We start from the raw sequence: 21,457 nt of genomic DNA, 5'->3' as shown, positions 1-21,457 counted from the left end.
GGGTACGCACTGCCCAGGTAGGCGCCGCCCGGTTACGCGCCGCTCGGTCACGCGATCAGGGGCAGTCGAGTGCCGTGAGGTCCACCGCGTCGGCCATCGCCTGCATCCCCTTGTCGTTGGGGTGCAGATGGTCGCCGCCGTCGAAGAAGGGCAGGATCCGCTCAGCGTCGTAGGGGCTGCGCAGGATGCGGTCGAAGTCGGTGACGGCGTCGAACTCCCCGCCGGTGCGGATGAACGCATTGACTTCCTGGCGTACGGACTCGGCGGCCGGGTCCCACTCCGACCAGCCCTTGAAGGGGGCCACGGTGGCGCCGACGACGCACTTGCCCGCCGCGTGCACCCGGCGGACGATCTCCCGGTAGCCGGCGATCAGGTCCTGGGCCGTCACTCCGGTGTGGGCCTTGATGTCGTTCACGCCCTCGAAGAGGAACACCGTGCGCACGCCCGGGTGGGACAGCACGTCCCGCTGGAGCCGGTTCAGCGCGCTCTGGCCGAGTCCGTCCGCGAGGACCTTGTTGCCGGAGATCCCCTCGTTCGCCACCCCCTTGATCGGGGATTTCGCCTGTTGCAGCCGGCGGGCGAGGTAGTCGGGCCAGCGGCGGTCGAGATCGGACGTGGACTGCCAGCCGTCCGTGATGGAGTCGCCGAGCGCGACCACCGCGCCCGTCGACGCGTTCGCGCGCACGGAGACGGCGTCGAGGTAGAACCACGAGCCGATCGCCCCGGTCCACCGTTCGGCGCTCTCCTCGGCGGTGTGGTCGCCCTGGGCGATGTACGACGTCTGCATGGCCATCCCGTGACCGCTCGCCGGGCCCGCCGCGTCCGATGAGTGCAGGCTGACCGCCAGGTCGGTCGCGGCGGGCAGGCTGCCGGGCAGCGCGTCGCTCAGCGCCGTGCCGCCGGCGGGGATCGTGACGGAGTCCGCGCCGCCGAAACTCAGCCGCCGGTTGCTGCCGGGCACCAGTGCCGCGCCCTGCTGCCGCACCCCCGCGTACACGCTGTCGAAGGTCACCGGACGGTCGCCGAAGGCGTTGGTGAGCCGGATCCGCAGGTCGCTGCCGCCGACGCTGGTGCGCACCACGAGCCGGTAGCCGCGGTCGGCGACGCCCTCACCCATCCGGTCGGCGGACGCGCCCCAGGTGATGACGTCGTGCCGGGGTTCGGCCGCATGGGCCGCCGGGAGGGCCTGGAGCAGGGCGACGGCCGACAGGACGGCGACGAACAGCCGCACCGGCGAGCGACGGGCCGTCATCGGGTGAAGCCCTTCAGCGTGACGGACTCCCCCGGTCGCAGGTCCACGGTCCGGGAGGTCCCCGCGTACGTCACCGTCGTGGTCCGGCCGCCGACACTGCGCAGCCGCAGCGAGGTGGGTGTGCCGTCGCGCCAGCGCAGGTCGGCGACGAAACCGCCACGGGCAGGCAGGCCGGTGACATGTCCGGCGGCGGCCCAGGCCGCGGGCAGGGCGGGCAGGAGTTCCAGGTGTCCGGGGCGGGAGTACAGGAGCATCTCGCTCATCGCGGCGGGCGTGCCGAAGTTGGCGTCGATCTGGAAGATGCCCCGGCCCGGTTCGACCTCGTAGACGTCGAACAGGTTGAAGGCGGTGCCGTTGCCGCCGCCCGTCGACGGGCGCAGGTTGTTCACGACCAGTTGGTAGGCGTTCTCCGCGTTCTTCAGGCGGGCCCAGCACAGGGCGCGCCAGGCGTTCGCCCAGCCGAAGCTGTTCATGCCGCGCGCGGTGAGGAGGGCGGTGGCGCCGTCGACGATGTCCTTCGGCGTGGATCCGTCGGGGCGGATCCGGTCGCCGGGGAAGAGGCCGACCAGTGGGGAGAGATGGCGGTGGGTGGTCTCGCCGAGGTCGTCCGGGGACATCCATTCCTGCAGCCGGCCGGTCCTGGGGCTCACCTCGGGCAGATACAGCCGCTTGCGCAGGCCTGCGATGGTGTCGGCGTAGGCGGCGTCCTCCCCCAGCTCCCCGGCGGCGGCGCCGTAGTGGCCGAACAGCTCCCACACCGACTCCTGGGCGTAGGTGATGCCCTGGGCGTCGAGCGGGCCGTGTTCGGGCGACCAGTCGCTGTCGGCGACGAGGACCTCCTGTGCGGAGCCGGGGAGGGTCGTCGGCAGCAGCCGTGCCTCCCAGAACTCGCAGGCGCCCTTCAACAGCGGGTAGATCCTGGCCAGATGGGCGCGTGAGCGGGTGAACTCGTAGTGCTCCCACAGGGTGTTGGCCAGCCAGGCGTTGCCTGCGGGGTGCCACCACCAGCCCATGCCGCCGTGCGGGTTGGTGGAGATCGCGACCGTCCAACCGGCGTTCTTGCCGGTGGAGTTGCGATAGCGGTTGCGGGGATCGTCGAACAGGGAGCGCGTGAGCGCGGTCCAGGAGGGCAGTTGGGCGAGGCAGTAGTCGGTGAGGGCGTCGAAGCACTGGGACAGGCCCGTGCGGTCGGCCATCCAGTAGTTCATCTGGAGGTTGATGTCGGTGTGGTAGTCGCCCATCCAGTCCGGGTCGTTGCCGTCGAGCCACAGTCCCTGGAGGTTGAGCGGGAGGCTGCCGCGGGATCCGGAGATCATCAGATAGCGGCCGAACTGAAGGTAGGAGGCTTCGAGTTCGGGGTCCGGCGTCGTGTCGCGGGCGCGTGCCGTGAGGCGTTGCCAGGTGTCCAGGGAGCGCTGCTCGGCGGTGGACTCGCCGAGTGAGAGGTCGAGTTGGCCGTACAGGGCTCGGTAGTCGGCGACATGGGTGCGCAGCAGCGTGGGGACGGAGTGGGCGGCGGCCGCGCGCACCTTCGTCCGGGCCAGCTTCTGCGGGTCGAGCGACGGGTCGCGGTACTTCGCCTCGGCGTCGGGTGCGTAGTCGGTGCCGCCGCTGACCACCACCGTGAGGTCGGTGCAGCCCGTGAAGTCGATCCGGGTCCCGTTCACCCGGACCCTGCCGCCGCTGCCGTGCGCGGTGACGGCGGCGCCGTAGCGCAGGCCGTTCGGGAGGGACGCGCCGAACGACTCCGCTCCCGTTCCGGTCTCGCCGTGCGTGCCGTCCAGGGTCACCGATCCGGTGTAGCGGCCGCCGCCGCTCTGGGTGAAGTGCAGGACGATCACGTCGTCGGGGCGGCTGGCGAAGATCTGCCGCCGGTACGTCACCCCGGAGCGGACGTAGGTCGTCGTGAGCACGGCCTGGGCGAGGTCGAGGGTGCGGCGGTAGCCGTTGACGCCGGACAGGTCGTGGTCGGGGATCTCCACGGTCAGCCGGGCGAGCAGGGTGAAGGATCCGAAGTCGGCGCGGCCGTAGGGGAATTGGCCGTCGGCGTCCAGCGTGTCGTTGAGGCCGCCGGTCCACATGGTGGCGTCGGTGACCAGCAGGAGTTCGCGGCCCGGATCGTTGCTCGCGAGGGCGCCGAGGCGGCCGTTGCCGACGGGCAGGCCCTGTTCGATCATGGAGTGGTCGTCGGCGGGGGCCTGCCACCACAGCTGGTGGCGCGGATCGCCCTCGAACACCGTTGACGCAGAGGGACGTTGAGGTGCCGCGGTGGCGGTGAAGGTCGGGAGCGTGGCAAGGGCTCCGGTCGTCGCGGCGAGGGAGAGCAGGGTTCTTCTGCTGGGGCGGGGGTTCATGACGGCTCCAGAAGTCTGAGAAGGGGCCCCGCGGACGGCGCGGGGCCCCGGAGTGTTCAGGAGGACTTCGGTACGTCGATCCGGTCGATGTCCGGCGCGTAGCCCGAACCGCTGTCGAAAGTGATCGTGTTGACGCCGGCCTTGAGCGTCACGGGCACATGGACGACCGACACGGTCCCCCAGTCGCCGGTGGACGGGAACTTGTGCCGGACGGCGCCGCCGCTGTTCGCCGAGACGTCCAGCGAGCGGGCGTCGCCGCTGATGTAGGCGACCTTGACCTGGTAGACACCGGCCTTGTCGACCACGACGTCGTTCACGGTGAGCTTGCCGCCGAGGTAGAGGTTGCCGACCTTCTTGCCGTCGGAGCAGGTCGAGCAGTCGGCGACGGAGGCGTTCCCGGCGAGGGTGTTCGCCGCGGCCTCGGCTTCATGGCCGTTGTACGTCAGCGTGGCGCCGCGCGGGGTGACGGTGAACAGGCGGGAGCCGTGGGCGGGCAGTGCCTGGGTGATCCCGTTCTTGTACGCGCCGAGGTTCTCGTGGTTCCACAGGTCGCGGACCGACGCCTTGCCGGTGAAGCCGAGCGTCGTCCAGTCGGCGCTCACCGAGGCCGGCGCGTCGGCCAGGTTGAACAGGGCGACGGTGTAGGTGCCGTCGGGGTTCTTCGCGGCCCAGACCTGCTGGGGGTCGGACGGGGTGACCGGGTGCGCGGGCGGCGTGTCGCCCTGGTTGACGGCGATGACCTCACGGTTGGTGAGCAGGGACAGACCGTAGGAGTCCAGGCGGGTGAGGTCGTCGCCGGTGTAGAGCGGGGACTTGGCGATGGCCCAGAGGGTGGCGTAGGTCTGCCGCTCGGCCTTGGTCAGACCGTCCATCGCCCCGTTGCCGACGTCGAGCGAGTCGAGGTCGTTCCAGCCGCCGGGGCCGGCGTGCCGGGTCCAGGCCGGGGTGTCGTCGAAGCGGTCGTCGACGGAGTTCTCCCAGGAGACCAGGGTGTTGCAGTAGCACTCGACGTCGGTGTCGACCCGCCAGCCGTTGCTGTACTTCTTCCAGTCGGCGGCGTGTCCGATGTCGAGGGACCAGGACACCTCCAGATGGATCGGACGGCCGGTGGCGGCGATCGCCTTCTGCCAGGCGGCCACGTCGGCGATGTTGTCGTAGTTGTCGCCGCTCTTGAAGGAGCCGGGTCCGACGCCGTCGAGCTTGAGGAAGTCATAGCCCCAGTCGGCGAACATCCGGGCCTGGGAGTCGATGTACTTCTGCGCGCAGGGATTCGAGAAGTCGATCTTGTAGGCGCTGTCCCAGCCGTTGGTGGTGCGCAGATCGGAGTGCACGATGTCGGCGGTGGTGCAGCCGTCGGCGTTCCAGATCGGGGCCTTGCCGTCGGCGTACGCCCCCTTCTCCAGGCCGACGGGCAGGTAGATGCCGGCCTTGAGGCCCTTGGCGTGCACGTGGTCGGCGACCGCCTTCATGCCCTGGGGGAAGCGCTGCGGGTCGGCCCGCTGGCGGGCGTACTGGTCGAACCCCGCCTTCCATGCCTTGTCCATCCACCAGCCGGCGTCGATGTTGACGTACTCGTAGCCGTACTTCTTCAGCTTCCCGGCGAGGGCGTCGGCCTGCTTCAGCACGTTCGCCTCGGTGAGGTAGCTGTAGTCGCCGTCGGGGTTCAGGCCCGGGTACTTGGAGGACTGCATGCTCCAGCTCGACCAGCCCATGTAGGGCTTCGCGGCGATCCCGGGCGCGGCAGGCGCGAGCGTCTCGGCATGGGCCGCGGGGGCGACGGTCGCGGTGCCGGCGGCGAGCGCCAGGACGACCACGGCCCGGACGGCCCGGACGGCTCTGACCGCCCTCAGGGCGCGTGCGGGCAGGGCGGAGTGCGAGGGTGACCGCATGGGTCGTACCTCCTGGGGGTGGGGGTGACGGTGGGGGTGCGGGTGCGGGGTCTGTCAGTCGGGGTCGGTGATGAAGGACTGGATGGCGGTGGCCGCGGCGCCCCGCGCCCACTCCTCGAAGGGCAGCGGACGGGTCTGGACGTCGCACTGCGCGGCCGAGCCGAACGCGGCCGCCGCGAAGGCGCTGCGGATCTGCTCGGCGAACAGGTCGTGGGCGGCGAGGCCCTCGCCGGAGATGACCACCCGCTCCGGGCCGAGGAGGTTGGCCACGGTGGCGATGCCGCGGCCGATCGCCTCCCCCGCCCTGGCGTACGCCTCGCGCGCCTCGGGGTCGCCCCGGCGGGCGAGTTCGACGGCCTCGGCGGTGCCTGTGACCTCGACGCCGGTCCGTTCGCGGATCCGGGCGAGGATCGCCGGGTCCGCGGCCACGGCCTCGACGCAGCCGCGGTTGCCGCAGTGGCAGAGCGGCCCGTTCGGGTCGACGGTGACATGGCCGATCTCGCCGGCCACGCCGTGCGCCCCGGCGACCACCCGGCCGTGGACCACGAGGCCGCAGCCGATGCCCGCGCCGACGGTCACCACGGCGAAGTCCGACAGGCCCACGCCGGCGCCGAACCACTGCTCGGCGACGGTGAGGGCCCGTACGTCGTTGTCGACGGTGACCGGCAGGCCGGTGACGGTGGAGGCGAGTTCGGCCAGCGGTACGTCACGCCACTCGAGGAACGGCGAGTAGCGGACCACGCCCTCCCCGCGGTCGACGTCGCCGGAGACGGCGATGCCGAGTCCCATGACGCGTACGCCGTAGCCGTCCGCCTCCGTCAGCAGCTCCCGCACGATCTCCGCGACCGAGGTCAGGACGGCTTTCGGAGCGCGGTCGGTGAGCGGCACATGCCGGGCCAGCAGGATCCGGCAGCGCAGGTCCGTGAGCACGCCGATGATCTCGTCGCCGGTGAGCTTGAGCCCGAGGAACAGGGCGCGGCCGCCGTCGACCCGCACCAGGTTCGCGGGCCGCCCGAGCGCCACGGGCGCGTCCGGGTCCGCGTCCTCCACCAGGTATCCCGACTCGATCAGCGGCCGGACCGCCTTGGTGACGGCCGCCGCGGACAGCCCGGCCCGGCGGGCCAGTTCGAGCCGGGTGAGCGGCCCCTGGGACAGCGCGGTGGTGAAGATCTGCGACGCGGCCGGCGTGCCGGCGGGGAACCTCTCGGCGGGGTGCGAGCGGGAGAGCGAAGGCATGGCCGGGAACCTATGGCCCTTATTTTCTGCTGTCAATGAAAGAAGCAGGAATTGACTGAAGACCTGCTGTGAGACCTGACCGCCTTTCAAAACCTCTCAAGCAACGGAGAGTTGTCGTGCAATCGAAGGCTCAGGGCGGCGGACCCGATAGGTCGTCTTCGTCGGGTCCATGACCGGCTCGCCGAGGGTGATCCGCCCGGTCCGGTACAGCTCGTCGCACTCGGCGGTGGACAGCGCCACGTAGCAGCCTCCCCGGCCGCCGACGGCGTCCAACGGCCGCCAGTAGCCGTACACCCGCCGTCCACTGGCGTACTCGGTGACGAACACGGGTGTGCGCGAATCGGAGACGATGCGCAGAACGTCGAGTGCCTGTGGCGAAGTTGATCTCACCTGCGCATCCTTCAGCACGGCACTGACAACGGGCCTCAGAGCCCGCGGGCCCACTTCTCGACGACGGGCACACAGGCCTCGGCGAAGTGCTCGTAGTCCTCGGGGGTGTTGTAGACGTGGGCGGACAGCCGGAGGTAGCCGAGCCCGTCGAAGCTGGTGAACGCGGCCTCCACGCCCAGTTCGGCGGTCGCCCGGTCGCGCAGGGCGTCGGCCGCGACCCGGCTGTCTCCCAGGCCGTCGGGCAGGCGGACCAGACGCATGCCGGGGACGGGCATCCCGACGTCGACGGGGTCCGCCGGGTTCCCGGTCCGGCCGAAGGCCTCCGCGACGACGCGGGCGCCGTGCTCGGCCAGTTCGTCCATGTAGCGGCGGGCGGTGTCCCAGCCCCAGGTGCCGTCGATGAACTCCAGGGCCGTGGGCGCGGCCAGACAGCCGGTGGCGTCGATCGTGCCCTGATGGTCGAAGCGGTCCGGGAAGGGTTCGGCCGCGCCCCAGGAGTCGATCAGCGGGTGCAGGTCCGCGCGCAGCGGACCGCGCGCGACGAGGGCCGCCGTGCCGCGCGGGGCGCATCCCCACTTGTGGAGGTTGCCGACCCAGGCGTCGCAGACCAGGCCGTCCAGTGGCGCGGCGAGCAGACCGGGGGCGTGTGCGCCGTCGACGAGCAGGGCGACCCCGCGCCGGGCGGCTTCGGCGCCGACGCGTTCGACCGGCATCCGGCGGGCCGTGGCGGAGGTGATCTGGTCCAGGACGATGAGCGCGACGTCGTCGTCGACCTCCGCCAGCACCGCTTCGTACGCCTGCTCGGCGTCGGCCGCCAGCGGGACGCGGGCGGTGCGCACGCGCGTTCCCCAGCGGTCGGCCAGCCGCTGGGCGCTCATGGTGACGGCGCCGTAGCCGTGGTCGGTGACCACGATGTCCCCGCCGGGGCGGGCGGCCAGAGCGGCGTGGACGATGCCGACCCCGGCGCTGGCGTTCGGTACGAGGGCCAGGTCCCGGCCGTCGGTCCGCAGATGGCCGGCGACGGCCGCGCGGGCCGCGGCCAGCCGTCCGGGCAGCGCCGGGAACCACGCCACGGGGGCGCGTTCCATCTCGGCCCGCAGTGCGTTCTGCCGCTCCTGCGCGACCCGCGGGACCGCGCCGAACGAGCCGTGGTTGAGGTGCCGCATCCCGGGGTCGAGCGTCCAGGCGGACAGCGCGGGCCGGCCGTCGGGCAGCGTCAACGGCCGGGGCACGGTGCCGACTTCGCCTTCGTTCACGAATCTCCTCGGATCCGGGCGTGCTCAGCCGAAGAACCCCCGCGGCGCGGGCAGGCCGGGAGTGAAGGAGGACGGGGCGCTCATGACCCGGTCCAGGTCTCGCTTGATCCGCTCGGCCTCGCCGCGCACCTGGGCGGGGATGTCACCGCGTTCGGTGATGAGACGGTGGTAGATCGGGGTGTCGTCGAAGACGGGGGTCACCGAGGAGGCTCTGCTTTCGTGGACGGTCGGGCGGGCCGACACGGCAGGACTTGCTTCGGACACGGCCGGCGATCCGACGGGACGAATCGACGCTTGCGCGACGTCGCCTGACGATTCGACAGCTCAACCGTCGGCGACGGCACCATCGTATTGTCCCTGATGCGGCATGGTGCGGGTGACCAGGGGGCTCAGGGGAGCACGGAGGAGGCCCGCGCGGACTCCCCCGGGCCCTACCACGGCAGGGGGCCGTCCGCCGCGCAGGCCTCGCCGGCGAGTCCCTCACGGACCGGTTCGGGGCGCAGCAGTTGGGCGACGATCGCGCCGGTGGCGCGGTGCCAGTCGCCGCCGCGCCGGAGCATCGCGTGATCGCCCCGGCGGACGAGGACGAGGCCGGCCTGCGCCGCAGTCCCCCGCGCCCGTCGGACGTAGGCCGCGGAGTCCCCGGGATCGGTGACCCGGTCGCGGTCTCCGTGCAGGACGACGATCCGCGTCCCGCCGAGGTGGGCCACGGGTTCGTCGGGCGGGCACCACGGGGCGAGCGCGAGCACTCCGTGCACGGCAGGGTCGGCCGCCGCCCGCAGTGCCGCTCGGCCGCCCATGGAGTGCCCGACCAGGGTCACCGGCACCTCGCCCGCCAGCCTTCGCAGCTCGTCGAGCGCCCGTGCGGTGTCGTGCACCGGGTCGGCGGTCGCGTTCCAGCCGCGATAGCGGTACCGCACCTCGGCGACGAGCACGTCCCGACGGTCCGTCGCGGCAACGGCCGCCCGCAGGACGGGACGCATCCGCAGGGCGGCCGCATGCCAGGCCCGCGACGGCTGCCGGCCGCGTTCGCGGCCGCCGTGCAGGACCACGACCGCGGCGCCCGGCGGCCCCACCGGTGTGTGCCGCACCACCAGCGCGGTTCCGGCCGCCTCGACGGCTCCTCGTTCGCGCAACTCCCCCGCCGCCTCTCTCACCTGGCCGTGCTCGTGTAGCGGCGGATGATGGGCTCCAGGTAGTCCACGTGTGGACCCGCCAGTCCGGCCAGCTCGGCCGGGCAGCTCACCAGGGTAATGCGGTCCAGTTCCGGGACACGCCCTGCGGTCCGTTCGGCGGCCGTCATGGCCTCGAATGCCTCCCGCAGCTCCTTCGCCGGACGCGGTGGGGCGAGATGGGCGAGGCCGATGCTCCGGTGCGCGCCGCGGGTGACCGCCCACAGCGCCAGCTGCCGGGCCGGGAGGTCGACGCCGGTCTCCTCGGCCAGCTCCCGCGCGGCATGGGCGCGCAGGGCCTCCTCGTCGAGTTCCGCGCCGTCCTGCGGAGGCTCGACCGAGCCGCCCGGCAGCTGCCATCGTCCCGGGGTGGACGTCGACGACGACATCCGCGCGATCAGCATCCTGCCGTCGTCCGTGGGCTGCACGACGTACACGAACAGCGACGGCAGCCAGGCCCGGTTGCCCGGCACCCGGCGCAGCGCGTAGTGCCGGTAGGTCACCCGCGTCCAGGACAGGACGAGACGATGCGGCCCCTCCCAGGCCACCCCCGCACACGCCGCCACCGGGCCGTCGAAGAGGTCGGGGTTGGCCTCGACCGCCTGCTGCCAGGCACGGTCCCGGGCCGCCTCGTCCGCGGGCGACAGACGCGGCGGCGCGGCCTCCACCAGCCGGAGCCGGGGAACGTCGAAGACATCGACACCGCCGGAGGTCAGGGCTTTCGGGGCCTTCGTCACCGGGCCATCGTAGGAGCCGGACGCAGGGGGTCGGCCGCAGCGCGGCGGCTGTCGGCGACCACCCGGGCGGAGAACCGCATGTGACGTCGCGTCAGAGGTGTGCCGGCGTCGGTGACCGGGGGCTCGCGTCGGGGCCGCCCGACTGCGTGATCACCCGACCCGCGCGACACTGAGGTTGCGGACGATCCTCGGGGCGCGTACGGAGAGGAGCCCTGATGCCCAAGCGGCCGTCGCTCGCCGAATCCGTCGGGGCGGGTCGGCGTGCGGCTCGGGTCACGGTCGCCGCCGCGGCGGGGTTCTATCCGGCGGCGTACCTGCTCGATCAGCCGGTGACCGCGATCTACGCCCTGTTCACGCCCATCGCGTTCGGCGTCCTCTCGCCCGTGCCCGGATCCGGGCGCCGGCGGGCCGCGACGGTGCTGAACGCCCTGCCGGCCGCCGCCGTCCTCACCGCCCTGGGCACTGCCCTCGCGGTGGGGACCTGGCCGGCCGTGGCGGGGATGCTGCTCGTCGGGTTCGGGCTGAGGTTCGGCGCGGTGTGCGGGCCGCGGCTGTCCGGCACCGTGCCCGGGCTGCTGCTGTTCTACATCCTGGCGTGCTTTCCGCCCTTCGCCCCCGAGACGCTGCCCGAACGGCTGACCGGGGTCGCGGTCGGCGGGGCGGCGCTCGTCCTGTGCGAGCTGGCGGCGGCCGGGGACCTCCCGGATCCGGCGTACCGCGACCGGCTCGCCGACACGCTGGATCTCGCGGCCCGGGCGGCCGGGTCGCTGCTGCGCGCCGGGGTCCCCGAGCCCGGTGCGGCCGAACGGCTGAGGGCGGCGGGCCGGGGCCTGCGGTTCTCGCAGCAGCCTCCCGGTGCACGTCCGACCGGCGCGGGGCGGACGGCCCGGGCGCTGGCCGAGGCGGGTTCCGCGACCCGGCGCCTCGTGGACCAGCTGGCCGCCCTCACCGCGCTGCCCGCCGCGCCCGCGGACCTGGCCTCGCAGACCCTCCTGCACGGCACGGCGGCGGCCTGCGCCGAGACGGCCGGCGCGCTGCGCCGGGCCCGCCCCGGGACAGGGCCCGGGCTGCTCGAGGAGATGATCGCCCAGTTCCTGGCCGCGCGCGACGCGCCGACGTCAGAGGCGGCGACAGGGGCGGGGACGGTGGCGGAGCGCGGGGGTCGACTGCCGCACGAGGCGCTGGTGCGGCAGTCGACCGTACTGACCGCCGCGGTGTCGGCGGTGATCGTGCGCACGGCGGTCACGCTGGCGTTCGGCGGCCGTCAGCCGGTGCACGGTCTGCCCGAAGAGCAGTTCTGGTACGCCCGGACCCCGACGGTCCGTCTCTTCGGCATCCGCCTCGCCGGCAACCTCACGCGGCGCTCCGTCACCTTCCAGAACGCACTGCGCACCGCGCTCGGTCTCGCGCTGGCCCGCCTGGTGGCGGGCTCGCTGGACCTCTCGCACGGTTTCTGGGTGCTGCTGGCCGTGCTGACCCTGGGGCGCACCACGGCGCTGGCCACCTGGTCCGCCGTCCGCGCGGCTGTCCTGGGCACCCTCGCCGGCGCGCTGGCCGCCGGACTGCTCCTCATCGGGGCGGGCGACGCCACCGAGGTGTACGCGGCCCTGCTCGTCCCGATGATGCTGCTCGCGTTCACCGTGGGTCCCCTGGAGGGACCCGCCTGGGCGCAGGGGCTGTTCACCCTTGTCGTGTCGGTGGCGTTCGCCCAGATCGCGCCCGTGACCTGGCGGCTCGCGGAGCTGCGGGTCGTCGATGTGCTCACCGGGAGCGCGGTCGGGCTGCTGTGCGGTGTGCTGGCCTGGCCCTTCGGGGCCCATGCCGAGACCCGGCGCAGCATGGCGGCGCTGCTCCGGGACGCCGCGCCCCTGATCCGGGACACCACCAGGGCCGTGACCGGTGACGCACCCACCGGAGGCGACGGCGCCGCGGATCAGGCCCTGCGGCTGGCCCGGCACCGGCTGCGCATGGCGGAGGGCTCGTATGCGCAGTACCGCACCGAGCCCGCTCCGTCCGCTCCCGGGCCGTCCGCCCCCGGGGCCGAACCCGACTACCTCGCCGTGCTGAACTTCGGCGCCCGCGTCCAGTTGGGCGCCTACTGGCTGCCCCGGACGGCTCATGCGCACGAGTTGCCCGCCGCCGCCCGGACGTGGGTCCGGGACGTCGGCGAGGCGGTGCAGGCGGCCGCCGTCCGGGCGGCGGACTTCCCCCCGGACGGGCTGCGGGTCCGGCTGACGCCGCCGCCGTCCCTCACGTCCCGGGCGCCGCCGCCGGTCCTGTCGCTCCTGAGCGACGTCGAGGTGTGGCTCGACGCGCTCGCGGCGGACCTCCGGGCCGGTACCGGCCACCGGTCAGGCTCGCCCGCGGCGCGCTCCGGTCAGTGACCGGCGAGCAGCTCGAGGGTGTCGATCACCCGGTTCGAGAAGCCCCACTCGTTGTCGTACCAGGCGACCACCTTGATGTGGCGGCCTTCGACCCGGGTGAGGGCCGAGTCGAAGATCGACGAGGCCGGGTTGCCGGTGATGTCGGAGGACACGAGCGGGTCCTCCGAGTACTCGAGGACGCCCGCGAGCGGGCCCTCGGCGGCGGTGCGGTACGCGGCGAGCACGTCCTCACGGGTCACGTCGCGGGCGACGGTGGTGTTCAGCTCGACGATCGAGCCCACCGGGACGGGCACCCGGATCGAGTCGCCGGACAGCTTGCCCTCGAGGTTCGGCAGCACGAGGCCGATCGCCTTGGCGGCGCCCGTCGTGGTCGGCACGATGTTGACGCCGGCGGCGCGGGCACGGCGCGGGTCGCGGTGCGGACCGTCCTGGAGGTTCTGCTCCTGCGTGTAGGCGTGCACGGTCGTCATGAACCCGTGCTCGATGCCGGCGAGGTCGTCGAGGACGGCGGCCAGCGGCGCGAGCGCGTTGGTGGTGCAGGAGGCGTTCGAGACGATCGTGTGCAGCTCGGCGTCGTAGGCGTCGGTGTTGACCCCGTAGGCGAGCGTGACGTCGGCGCCGTCCGAGGGCGCGCTGACGAGCACCTTCTTCGCGCCGGCGTCGAGGTGGGCGCGGGCCGCCTTGGCGGAGGTGAAGCGGCCGGTCGCCTCCAGCACGATGTCGACGCCGAGCTCGGCCCACGGCAGCTGCGCCGGCTCGCGCTCGGCGAGCACCTTGATACGACGGCCGTCGACGACGAGGGTGTCGCCGTCCTCCACGCCGACCGGGCGGCCCAGCCGGCCGGACGTCGAGTCGAAGGCGAGCAGCTGCGCGAGGGCGGTGGGCTCGGTGAGGTCGTTGACGGCGACGATCTCGAGGTCGCTGTCGCGTTCGAGGAGCGCGCGCAGCACGTTGCGTCCGATGCGGCCGAATCCGTTGACGGCGATGCGAGTCATGAATGGTGTCCCTTCGGTTCGCCACCAGCCTCGCGCGCGGCCCGATCCCGTGGCCAGGGCGTGAGCGCCATGGTTCGCAAGGATCTCGCCAGCCCTGCGGACGTCCCGGCTACTCGCCCTGGGTGAAGGTGCGCCGGTACTCGCTCGGCGTGGTGCCGAGGATCTGCTGGAAGTGCATCCGCAGGTTCGCCCCGGTGCCGAGCCCGACGTCGCCCGCGATCTGCTCGACGCCGCGTTCGGAACGTTCGAGCAGCTCACGGGCCGCGTCGAGGCGGGCGCGCATGACCCACTGCATCGGCGTGTACCCGGTGTCCTCGACGAAGCGGCGCGAGAAGGTGCGCTCGGAGACCGCCGCGTGCCGGGCGAGCGCCTCCAGGGTGAGGGGTTCGCCGAGCCGGTGCAGGGCCCACTCCCGGGTGGCGGCGAACCGTTCGCCGAGCGGCTCCGGCACGCTGCGGGGCACGTACTGTGCCTGACCGCCGCTGCGGTAGGGGGCCGCGACCAGGCGGCGGGCCGCGTGGTTGGAGGCGGCGACGCCGAGGTCGCGGCGCAGGATGTGCAGGCACAGGTCGATGCCGGAGGCGGCGCCGGCCGACGTCAGGACGCTGCCCTCGTCGACGAACAGGACGTTCTCGTCGACCTGGACGAGCGGGTGCTTCGCCGCCAGCGCCCGGGTGTAGTGCCAGTGGGTCGTGGCGCGTCTGCCGTCGAGCAGTCCGGTGGCGGCGAGCGCGAAGGCCCCGGTCGAGATGGCGGCGAGCCGGGCGCCGCGGGCATGGGCGGCGAGCAGCGCGTCGACCACCACCCGCGGCGGGTCCTCACGGTCGGGGAAGCGGTAGCCGGGGATGAAGACAACCTCGGCCCATTCGAGCGCCTCGGGGCCGTGGGCGACGTGGTACGACAGACCGTCGCCGCCGGTCACCAGGCCGGGCGCGGCCCCGCACACCCGCACCTCGTACGGCATGCTCGCGCGGGTCGTGAAGACCTGCGCGGGGATGCCGACATCGAGCGGCTTCGCCCCTTCGAGCACGAGGACGGCGACACGTCGGAGGCGGGAAGACGACACCCGCAACAGGGTACGGGGGTGCGGAGCCCGGCTTCGTCAGGCCCTGAACAGCAGCGTCGTCCCGGCCCGGAAACCCGGCCCCGCATTGGCATAGACCTGACACCACGGACGGGCTAGGCTCTGCCGCGCCATACCTGAGAGCGCTCTCACGGATCCGCTGTTCCACCCCCACCTCCTGGAACGACGAAGGGCAACTCCCATGAGACGCACACGGCTCAAGCACGTCTGTCTGGCCGCGCTGCTGACGCTCGCCGCGCTCGGCGGCACGAACACGCTCCCCGCGGCGGCGGCCGGATCGACCGCCGAGACCGCCCCCGCCGCCACCCCCGCCTCCCCGGGGCTGCTCCAGGCCATGCGGCAGGAGTTCGGGCTCACCGAGGAACAGGCGGTCGCCCGCCTCGAGGCCGAGCAGGCCGCCACCGCGCTCGAACCCAAGGCGCGCCGCACGGCCGGGGCCGCGTACGCGGGGTCCTGGTTCGACGCCGCCGAGGACCGGCTGACCGTGGCCGTCACCTCGCAGGCGTCGCAGGCCGCGCGCGCGGCGATCCGCGCCGAAGGGGCCGATGTCCGGGTCGTCGAGCACAGCGCACGGGCGCTGGACGCGGCGAAGGCGCGCCTCGACCGGCTCTCCGCACCCTCCGCGGTGGGGAGCTGGCACGTCGACCCGGTGGCGAACACCGTCGTGGTCACCGTCGTCCGCGACCGACGCTCGGACAACGATGTCCAGCGGTTCCTGGCGCAGGCCCGCGCCGCCGGTCCCGTCACCGTCGAGACGGTCGCCGCCGCCCCGCGCACCTTCGCGGCGGGCACGGTCGGCGGCGACCCCTACTACACGGGCAACGTCCGCTGCTCCATCGGCTTCTCGGTGCACGGCGGGTTCGTGACCGCCGGTCACTGCGGTCAGGCGGGCGCGGGCGTGCGGGGCTGGGACGGCTCGTACATCGGCAACTTCCAGGGCTCCTCGTTCCCCGACAACGACTACGCCTGGGTCAACGTGGGCAGCGGCTGGTGGACGGTGCCGGTCGTGCTCGGCTGGGGGACGATCCCCGACCGGCTGGTGCGCGGCTCGGCCGAGGCGCCCGTCGGCTCGTCCGTCTGCCGGTCCGGGTCGACCACGCACTGGCACTGCGGCACGGTCCTCGCGAAGAACGAGACCGTCAACTACAGCCAGGGCGCGGTGCACCAGATGACGAAGACGAGCGTCTGCGCCGAAGGCGGCGACTCCGGCGGCTCGTTCATCAGCGGCGACCAGGCACAGGGTGTCACCTCCGGCGGCTGGGGCAACTGCACCGGCGGCGGCGAGACATGGTTCCAGCCGGTGAACGAGATCCTCAACCGCTACGGACTCACCCTGCACACCTACTGACCGAAGGCCCAGGGCCCCCCTTGGGCCCCCGCACCACACCCGTCTCCCCGCACGTGGGGGGTGGCCGCACGTCAGGGGCGGCCACCCCCGCCGGGGGAGTCGTTCCTCGTGGTCGACGACCTGCGGGCATACGCCAGTTGAACACTTCGCGCGACGCCCGCCGGGCCGCTGGACGCTCCATACGCTGACGCGCGTGCGAGATCATCGGCAGGCGGGCGACGACCGTCACAGCAGTGCCCGTGAGCGGTCCCCGCTGGCGACGCGTGCGCCCTGGGCGGCAGGTCGCAGCGGTGGGCCGAACCCCTTGCTGGGGCTTCAGCAGAGCGCGGGCAACGCGGCGACCGTCGCGGCGCTGAACGGGGCGGGGCCCTCCACCGCCCGCCGCCGGAAGGCGCCGATGCTCGACGTCGTCGAGGAGGTGGCGGACGACGCCCTGGAACTCCCGCCGTATCTGCGGTACATGGAGGCGGGAGGACTGTCGACGGCCTACGCGCTCACCGGCCATGAGTTCGTCACGACCACCCTGGCCGAGCAGATCGGCCGCCGCGACGACGTCGTCGCCGAGATCGGGGCGGAGCTGGCCGGGCGGCCCGAGTCGTTCTACGGGCGCGGCCGGGCCTTCGCGGTCACCGGGCCGCGGGGCACGGACCGCTACGACGTCACGGTGACGCTCTCCCCCGCGGTCGACGACCGGCCCCCGGTGTTCTCCGCCGCGGGTCCCGATGCCGAGGGCGCGGCGACCAAGGTGGACGTGCAGCACAACTCCTCCACCGCCGTCGCGCACAGTGTGGGCTCGTCCGCGTCGAAGGGCGTGTCGTTCACCGCGTTCGGACTGGCCCCGGTGGCGCCGGCCGTCTGGGCGGGGGCGGCGGCCACCGTCAACGCCCAGCCCTTCCAGTCGTCCCGGGACTCGCGCGCCCAGCGCAGTACGGCGGAGCCGCGCGTGCTGCGCAGCGACAAGGGGTCCGTCGAGGTACCGCGCAGGGTGCGCTACGGCGTGCGCATCAAGAAGGACGGCGCGCGCTCCGCCCAGCGGTTCAGCGGCGCCGGTTCGCTCACCATGCGGGTGCCGGTGGAGCATCTGGTGCCGATCGCCGCCGACGCCCCGCCGGCGCCGGTTCCGGTGTCGGCCGAGACCGCCCGGGCGGTGTCGCTGGCCGACTCCATGGCACCGCTCGCCGTCGCGGACGGCGCCGCTCCCCATCAGGGCGGCGGCGGGCTGTTCGACGCGGTCGCCGCCGCCCTGCACCCGTCCCTGACCTGGCCCGGAGCCCCCGGCCGAGCCCGGCTGTACGAGGCCACCGCCACGGCGACGGTCCTGGAGGACCTGCCCCGGCTGCTGCGCGACGGGGTGGTGGGCGAGGATCTCACCAGCCGGGACGGCAGCACCACGGGCACCTACCGGATGCGGGCCGCGGTCACCGAGCTGGCCCCCGGTTGGTCCACCGGCAAGACGCAGCTGCGCACCCACCAGCAGACCCAGAACGGGGTGACGGACACCGCGGGCAAGGGCCGCGGCGGCGCCTTCGGCGTCGGCCCGGCGCTGGGGGTCGGCGTCCTCGGCAACGCGGCGGCGGTCCGCGGCACCGTCATGCCGGTGGTCGGTGCGCGCAAGACGCGGTTCACCATGGCCGAGCAGACCGTGTCCAGTCGGCAGGGCGCGGAGGTGCGCGGCGACAAGGTGCTCTATCTGGGCACGGTCCTGTTCACCGTCGAGGGCAGCGGCCCGACCTCGCCCCTGACCCGTGCGCGGGGCGGCGGCCGTACGGCGCACCACACCATGCGGGTCTGGATCACCCTGCGGGCCGACGAGGCGCAGGAGCTGGGGCTGCCGTTGCCGGAGGGCGTGACGGCCGGGGCGTTCGTCGAGAAGCCGCCGCGCCCCCTGACGAAAGCCGAGCGCGAGGAGAAGGAGAAGCAGGAGAAGCGGGACGCGAAGGGCAAGGGGAAGGCCAGGGACGTCGATCAGGACGAGCTGGAGAGCGGCGAGCGGGCCGAGGGGAGCAAGACGGCCGGGGACACGCCGCCCGAGCACCTCGTCCGGCATCTGCCGTTCGGGGCCATGGGGTCCAGCGTGGCGATCAGCCGGCTGGACACCGCGCCCATGATGCGGGCCGTGCAGCAGTTGTTCGCCACCGATGCGCGGCTCGTCGGCTATCTGCCCGCCTTCGGCGACGAGGACCGGGCGCACGAGCCGAGTGCGGAGGACGCCGAGGTCCAGCGGCGCAACTACCGCGAGCTGGTCGCCGCGCTGTCCGAGACCAATCTGCGGGTCAACAAGGACCAGTTGCTGTCCACCGGCATCCGGGTGCGGATGCGCCGCAAGTCCCGCTTCCACACGCACGATGTGCAGGTGAAGGTCACCGGCTCGCTGCGGGAGACCGGCTACCTCGGTGACACCGGCGACTGGCTCGTGCGCAGTCATGCCGGTGTCACCAGCAACGTCCAGAGCGGGCGGGCCAGTTCACGGACCGTCAGCGGGATGGCGCTCGGTCAGTTCCGGCTGATCCCCGGCGCCCTGACCGCGTCGGTGCGGGCCGAGAAGGGCCGTACGACGACCCGGCGCGGGCAGGCCGGGCCGACCCTGCGCACCGACGTCCTCACCAACGGCTCCGAGACCGCGAGCGTGTTCGGCGGGGCGTTGAGCCTGGGCGTCGGCGTCACGATGACGAGCCGGGAGCGCAAGGTCACCCGTTCCCTCACGCCGGGTTCGCTGGGCCGGGACGTGCCCACGCCCGAGGACATCGCGACGCTCCCGTTCGACGCCCAGGACGTGCGGCTGCTCACTCCCACCGCGTTCACCATGGACGCCGCCGCCAAGCAGCGACTGGACACCGGAACCACGTCACGCAAGGCACAACACCTCGACGCGCGTGCCCAGTTCGGGGCGGCGGGCATCGGCGACCTGGCCGGTCTGGCCCCCGAGGCGCTGGGCGGCGGGGGCGTACGCGACTGGACGCTGGTGGAGACCGTCGGCGACGGGCAGCCGGTGCGGGATCTGGCGTTCGATCTGCTGTCGCGGGCCGCCGCCCGCAACCAGGCGGAGGCCGGGCAACGGCCGCGCAGGGACCGGGCGCTGGAGACGGAGGGGCTCGCGCCGCGGCTCGCGGTGGAGGAGCGGTTCAGTCCGCAGGCCGTGACGGCGGCGCTGCGGCAGGCGGTCTCCGCGGGCTGGGTGGTGCAGAACCTGCGGTACGCGCGTCGGCTCGCCGAGCTGAACGGGGCCGTCGGCACCCGCTTCGCGCTGACCGCGCCGCGGGTCGTGCACCAGGGCACCGGCGCGGGCACCGAGACCTTCGTCCTGGGCGGGCACCAGGTGACCGGCCAGGAGGGCAAGAGCAACAGCACCACCGTGCAGGGCGGTCTGACGGGCGCGGAGAACGGCACCGAGTGGCGGATCGCCGAGGGCGTCTCGGCCGGTCGCACGCTCGGCAGCGGCGACACCACGGCCTCCACGCTCGTCGGCACGGTCGAGCGCAACGCGCACACCTCGCGCAAGAGCCCGCTCTACCTGGTCCAGTGCGACCTGGTGGTCCGGATGGTCGCCGAGGTCGCCGTGACGGGCGGCGGCCCGTACGTGGCACGCGGCGGCCGTACGGTCCCGGCCGCCGTCTCCGTCTGGCTGACGGCGGCCCAGCTACGGGCGGCCGGGCTGCCGGTGCCCGGCGAGAAGCAGGACAAGGACGCGGCCTCCGGCTCGGGCGCCAAGGCGGCGGCCAAGGGCGACGGCGGGACCACGAGGACGCGCGCGGCCGAAGGGGAGGTCGCGGAGAGCTCCGGCCACGCCCCGACGGACGCGCCGCCGGCCCCCGGGCTGGCCCAGAGCCTCCCGCTGGGCTTCGGCATGATCGAGGAGCTGCCCGACTTCGTGCCCCTGCTGGCGGGGATCCGCGGCAGGCTCGGCGACGCGCTCGCGGAAGAGCTGCTGCCGCGCACGCATCTGAAGGACCGCAACGACAACGTGCAGCGGCTGCTGCGGGTGCTCGACCGGGACGGCTCCGCGGGTCTGCTGTCGAGCGCGATGGACGGCGGTGTGGGCGTCGAGCTGTTCGACGGGCGCAAGCGGCCGTACCGGGCGGTGTTCAGCATCCGCAGGACCGGGCGGGGCACATACCTCGACACGGCCTCCGACGGCCGGGACATGGAGTACATCACCTCCGCCGCGGCGCAGCGGGCCGGCGCCCACGACGAGAGCGACACGCGGGGCGTCGAGGCCGTCGTCGCCGGTTCCGGGAAGCCCGACGGCGGCGCCGGGCAGCTGAAGAGCGCGGGCGCGGCCGCGGGTCTCGGCGTGTCGTCGAGCGACTCGCGCCGCTCCGTGAGCGTCGGGCGGGCCCAGTTGGGCGTGAAGACCGTCGCGGAGGCGTCGGCCGCGCCGTCGGCCCGGATGAACGTGCCGATCGAGGCGCGGCTGGAGGTCTTCGCGGGCAACCGCCGGATCGCGCTCGACCGGCTGGACGGCCTCAGCCTGACCCACCGCGTCCTGGCCGCGGATCTGCGCGCGCTGTCGCGGCTCGCGCCCGTGCCGCCCCAGCAGGTCGGCGCGCATGCCGCCGCCGCGACGGAGGCCGGCGCCGACCGGCTCGGCCCGTGGCGTGACACCGGGGTGCGGCTGCCCATGGAGGCCCAGGTCAACGGGTTCCGGGGGACGCCCAGGGTGCAGCAGGCCGTGGACGACGCGGTGCAGCGGGCGGGCGGCAGCACGCGGTTCCGCACGAGCGGCGAGGCGGCCTTCCATCTGCTGCGCGAGGCCGTCTCCACGGAGTGGCTGATCGCGGCGCTGCCGCTGCTGACCGCCGCGGGCGTCGACCTCCCGCCGGTGCACGCGACCGGCGCGTCCGGCCAGGACCTGCACACCTCGCTGCACGCCCGGCTGCGGGCCGGCCGGGTGCTGGACGTGGGCGACAAGATGACCTTCGAGACCGTCGCACAGAGCGGGCTGGACGCGCCCCGTCCGACGGGCGGCGACGGGCAGCAGGCGAACGAGCACGGCAAGTCGGCGCGCGGACTGTTCGGCGCGGGCACGCTCAACGCCGACGAGTTCCGGATGAACCAGCTGCTCGGCGTCATGGACGGCAGCGGCAGCGCCACCGACACGGCCGCGAACGCCGCCGGCTCGATGCCGCTGCACAAGCCCAAGTTCGAGTCGGTGCTGGTGCAGTTCACGCTGGACATGCGGGTGGTGGCGCAGGTGGCCGACCGCGTGTCGGGGCGGGGATCGACGGCCGTGCAGGACGTCACCCTGCCGGAGCCCGTCGTCATCCGCATGCCCGCCCCCGCGGTGCGCCGTCTGCTGGCCGACGCGGCGAACGCCGGCCGCCTGCGGGACCCGGACGGCCGTCTGACAGGGGGTGCCTGAC

14 protein-coding genes are annotated in these 21,457 nt (G+C 73.6%); 3 read left to right on the top strand and 11 right to left on the bottom strand.

Annotated features, from left to right (window positions below; all coding sequences use genetic code 11):
- Positions 1 to 55 precede the first annotated feature (55 nt).
- The 9 genes from ACWD4O_RS24500 to ACWD4O_RS24460 all read right to left on the bottom strand — a co-directional run bounded on the left by ACWD4O_RS24500 (position 56) and on the right by ACWD4O_RS24460 (position 10,286).
- Entirely contained in the window at positions 56 to 1,252 is a 1,197-nt protein-coding gene (locus ACWD4O_RS24500; RefSeq protein WP_451282813.1) for an SGNH/GDSL hydrolase family protein, read from the bottom strand.
- Positions 1,249 to 3,606, bottom strand: a complete 2,358-nt coding sequence (locus ACWD4O_RS24495; protein WP_451282811.1) for a glycosyl hydrolase family 95 catalytic domain-containing protein — start codon at positions 3,604 to 3,606, stop codon at positions 1,249 to 1,251. The genes ACWD4O_RS24500 and ACWD4O_RS24495 overlap by 4 nt, the downstream gene beginning before the upstream one ends.
- Positions 3,607 to 3,662: 56 nt before the next feature.
- Positions 3,663 to 5,495: an alpha-galactosidase D gene (locus tag ACWD4O_RS24490; protein WP_451282809.1), complete on the bottom strand. Its 1,833-nt coding sequence runs from the start codon at positions 5,493 to 5,495 to the stop codon at positions 3,663 to 3,665.
- A 54-nt stretch (positions 5,496 to 5,549) separates the two neighbouring features.
- Positions 5,550 to 6,731: an ROK family protein gene (locus tag ACWD4O_RS24485; protein WP_451282808.1), complete on the bottom strand. Its 1,182-nt coding sequence runs from the start codon at positions 6,729 to 6,731 to the stop codon at positions 5,550 to 5,552.
- A 96-nt stretch (positions 6,732 to 6,827) separates the two neighbouring features.
- A complete protein-coding gene (locus ACWD4O_RS24480; RefSeq protein WP_451282806.1) occupies positions 6,828 to 7,121 on the bottom strand; it encodes a hypothetical protein in 294 nt (97 codons plus the stop codon).
- 35 nt (positions 7,122 to 7,156) lie between these two features.
- Positions 7,157 to 8,377 (bottom strand): aminotransferase class V-fold PLP-dependent enzyme, encoded by a 1,221-nt coding sequence (locus ACWD4O_RS24475; protein ID WP_451282804.1) that lies wholly within the window; start codon positions 8,375 to 8,377, stop codon positions 7,157 to 7,159.
- A 24-nt stretch (positions 8,378 to 8,401) separates the two neighbouring features.
- Positions 8,402 to 8,641, bottom strand: coding sequence for a hypothetical protein (locus ACWD4O_RS24470; RefSeq protein WP_450947634.1), 240 nt, complete (start codon positions 8,639 to 8,641; stop codon positions 8,402 to 8,404).
- Positions 8,642 to 8,808: 167 nt separating this feature from the next.
- Positions 8,809 to 9,534: an alpha/beta hydrolase gene (locus ACWD4O_RS24465; RefSeq protein WP_451282801.1), complete on the bottom strand. Its 726-nt coding sequence runs from the start codon at positions 9,532 to 9,534 to the stop codon at positions 8,809 to 8,811.
- Positions 9,531 to 10,286: an NUDIX domain-containing protein gene (locus ACWD4O_RS24460; RefSeq protein WP_451282799.1), complete on the bottom strand. Its 756-nt coding sequence runs from the start codon at positions 10,284 to 10,286 to the stop codon at positions 9,531 to 9,533. Before ACWD4O_RS24460 ends, ACWD4O_RS24465 begins: the two co-directional genes overlap by 4 nt.
- Positions 10,287 to 10,501: 215 nt before the next feature.
- Here ACWD4O_RS24460 and ACWD4O_RS24455 point away from each other — a divergent pair, with 215 nt between their 5' ends.
- Positions 10,502 to 12,670: an FUSC family protein gene (locus ACWD4O_RS24455; RefSeq protein ID WP_451282797.1), complete on the top strand. Its 2,169-nt coding sequence runs from the start codon at positions 10,502 to 10,504 to the stop codon at positions 12,668 to 12,670.
- Here the strand turns inward: ACWD4O_RS24455 and gap are convergent.
- Positions 12,664 to 13,665 (bottom strand): type I glyceraldehyde-3-phosphate dehydrogenase, encoded by a 1,002-nt coding sequence (gene gap / locus ACWD4O_RS24450; RefSeq protein ID WP_451282795.1) that lies wholly within the window; start codon positions 13,663 to 13,665, stop codon positions 12,664 to 12,666. The genes ACWD4O_RS24455 and gap overlap by 7 nt on opposite strands.
- A gap of 109 nt (positions 13,666 to 13,774) precedes the next feature.
- Positions 13,775 to 14,731 (bottom strand): GlxA family transcriptional regulator, encoded by a 957-nt coding sequence (locus ACWD4O_RS24445; RefSeq protein WP_451282793.1) that lies wholly within the window; start codon positions 14,729 to 14,731, stop codon positions 13,775 to 13,777.
- Positions 14,732 to 14,930: 199 nt separating this feature from the next.
- Between ACWD4O_RS24445 and ACWD4O_RS24440 the strand changes: the two genes are divergently transcribed.
- Entirely contained in the window at positions 14,931 to 16,097 is a 1,167-nt protein-coding gene (locus tag ACWD4O_RS24440; RefSeq protein WP_451282791.1) for a S1 family peptidase, read from the top strand.
- 193 nt (positions 16,098 to 16,290) lie between these two features.
- On the top strand, positions 16,291 to 21,456 hold the full coding sequence (locus ACWD4O_RS24435; protein ID WP_451282790.1) for a hypothetical protein: 5,166 nt from the start codon (positions 16,291 to 16,293) through the stop codon (positions 21,454 to 21,456).
- Position 21,457: the final 1 nt, after the last annotated feature.

It is taken from the genome of Streptomyces sp. NPDC002623 (assembly GCF_053592635.1).
The sequence above is the reverse complement of the archived record's forward strand: the minus strand, read 5'-3'. Positions and strand labels throughout refer to the sequence as shown.

What these genes read in the sequence shown, in the direction of transcription:
- ACWD4O_RS24500 (WP_451282813.1), bottom strand. Translation starts at nt 1,252, where the DNA reads ATGACGGCCCGTCGCTCGCCGGTGCGGCTGTTCGTCGCCGTCCTGTCG.
- ACWD4O_RS24495 (WP_451282811.1), bottom strand. Translation starts at nt 3,606, where the DNA reads ATGAACCCCCGCCCCAGCAGAAGAACCCTGCTCTCCCTCGCCGCGACG.
- ACWD4O_RS24490 (WP_451282809.1), bottom strand. Translation starts at nt 5,495, where the DNA reads ATGCGGTCACCCTCGCACTCCGCCCTGCCCGCACGCGCCCTGAGGGCG.
- ACWD4O_RS24485 (WP_451282808.1), bottom strand. Translation starts at nt 6,731, where the DNA reads ATGCCTTCGCTCTCCCGCTCGCACCCCGCCGAGAGGTTCCCCGCCGGC.
- ACWD4O_RS24455 (WP_451282797.1), top strand. Translation starts at nt 10,502, where the DNA reads ATGCCCAAGCGGCCGTCGCTCGCCGAATCCGTCGGGGCGGGTCGGCGT.
- gap (WP_451282795.1), bottom strand. Translation starts at nt 13,665, where the DNA reads ATGACTCGCATCGCCGTCAACGGATTCGGCCGCATCGGACGCAACGTG.
- ACWD4O_RS24440 (WP_451282791.1), top strand. Translation starts at nt 14,931, where the DNA reads ATGAGACGCACACGGCTCAAGCACGTCTGTCTGGCCGCGCTGCTGACG.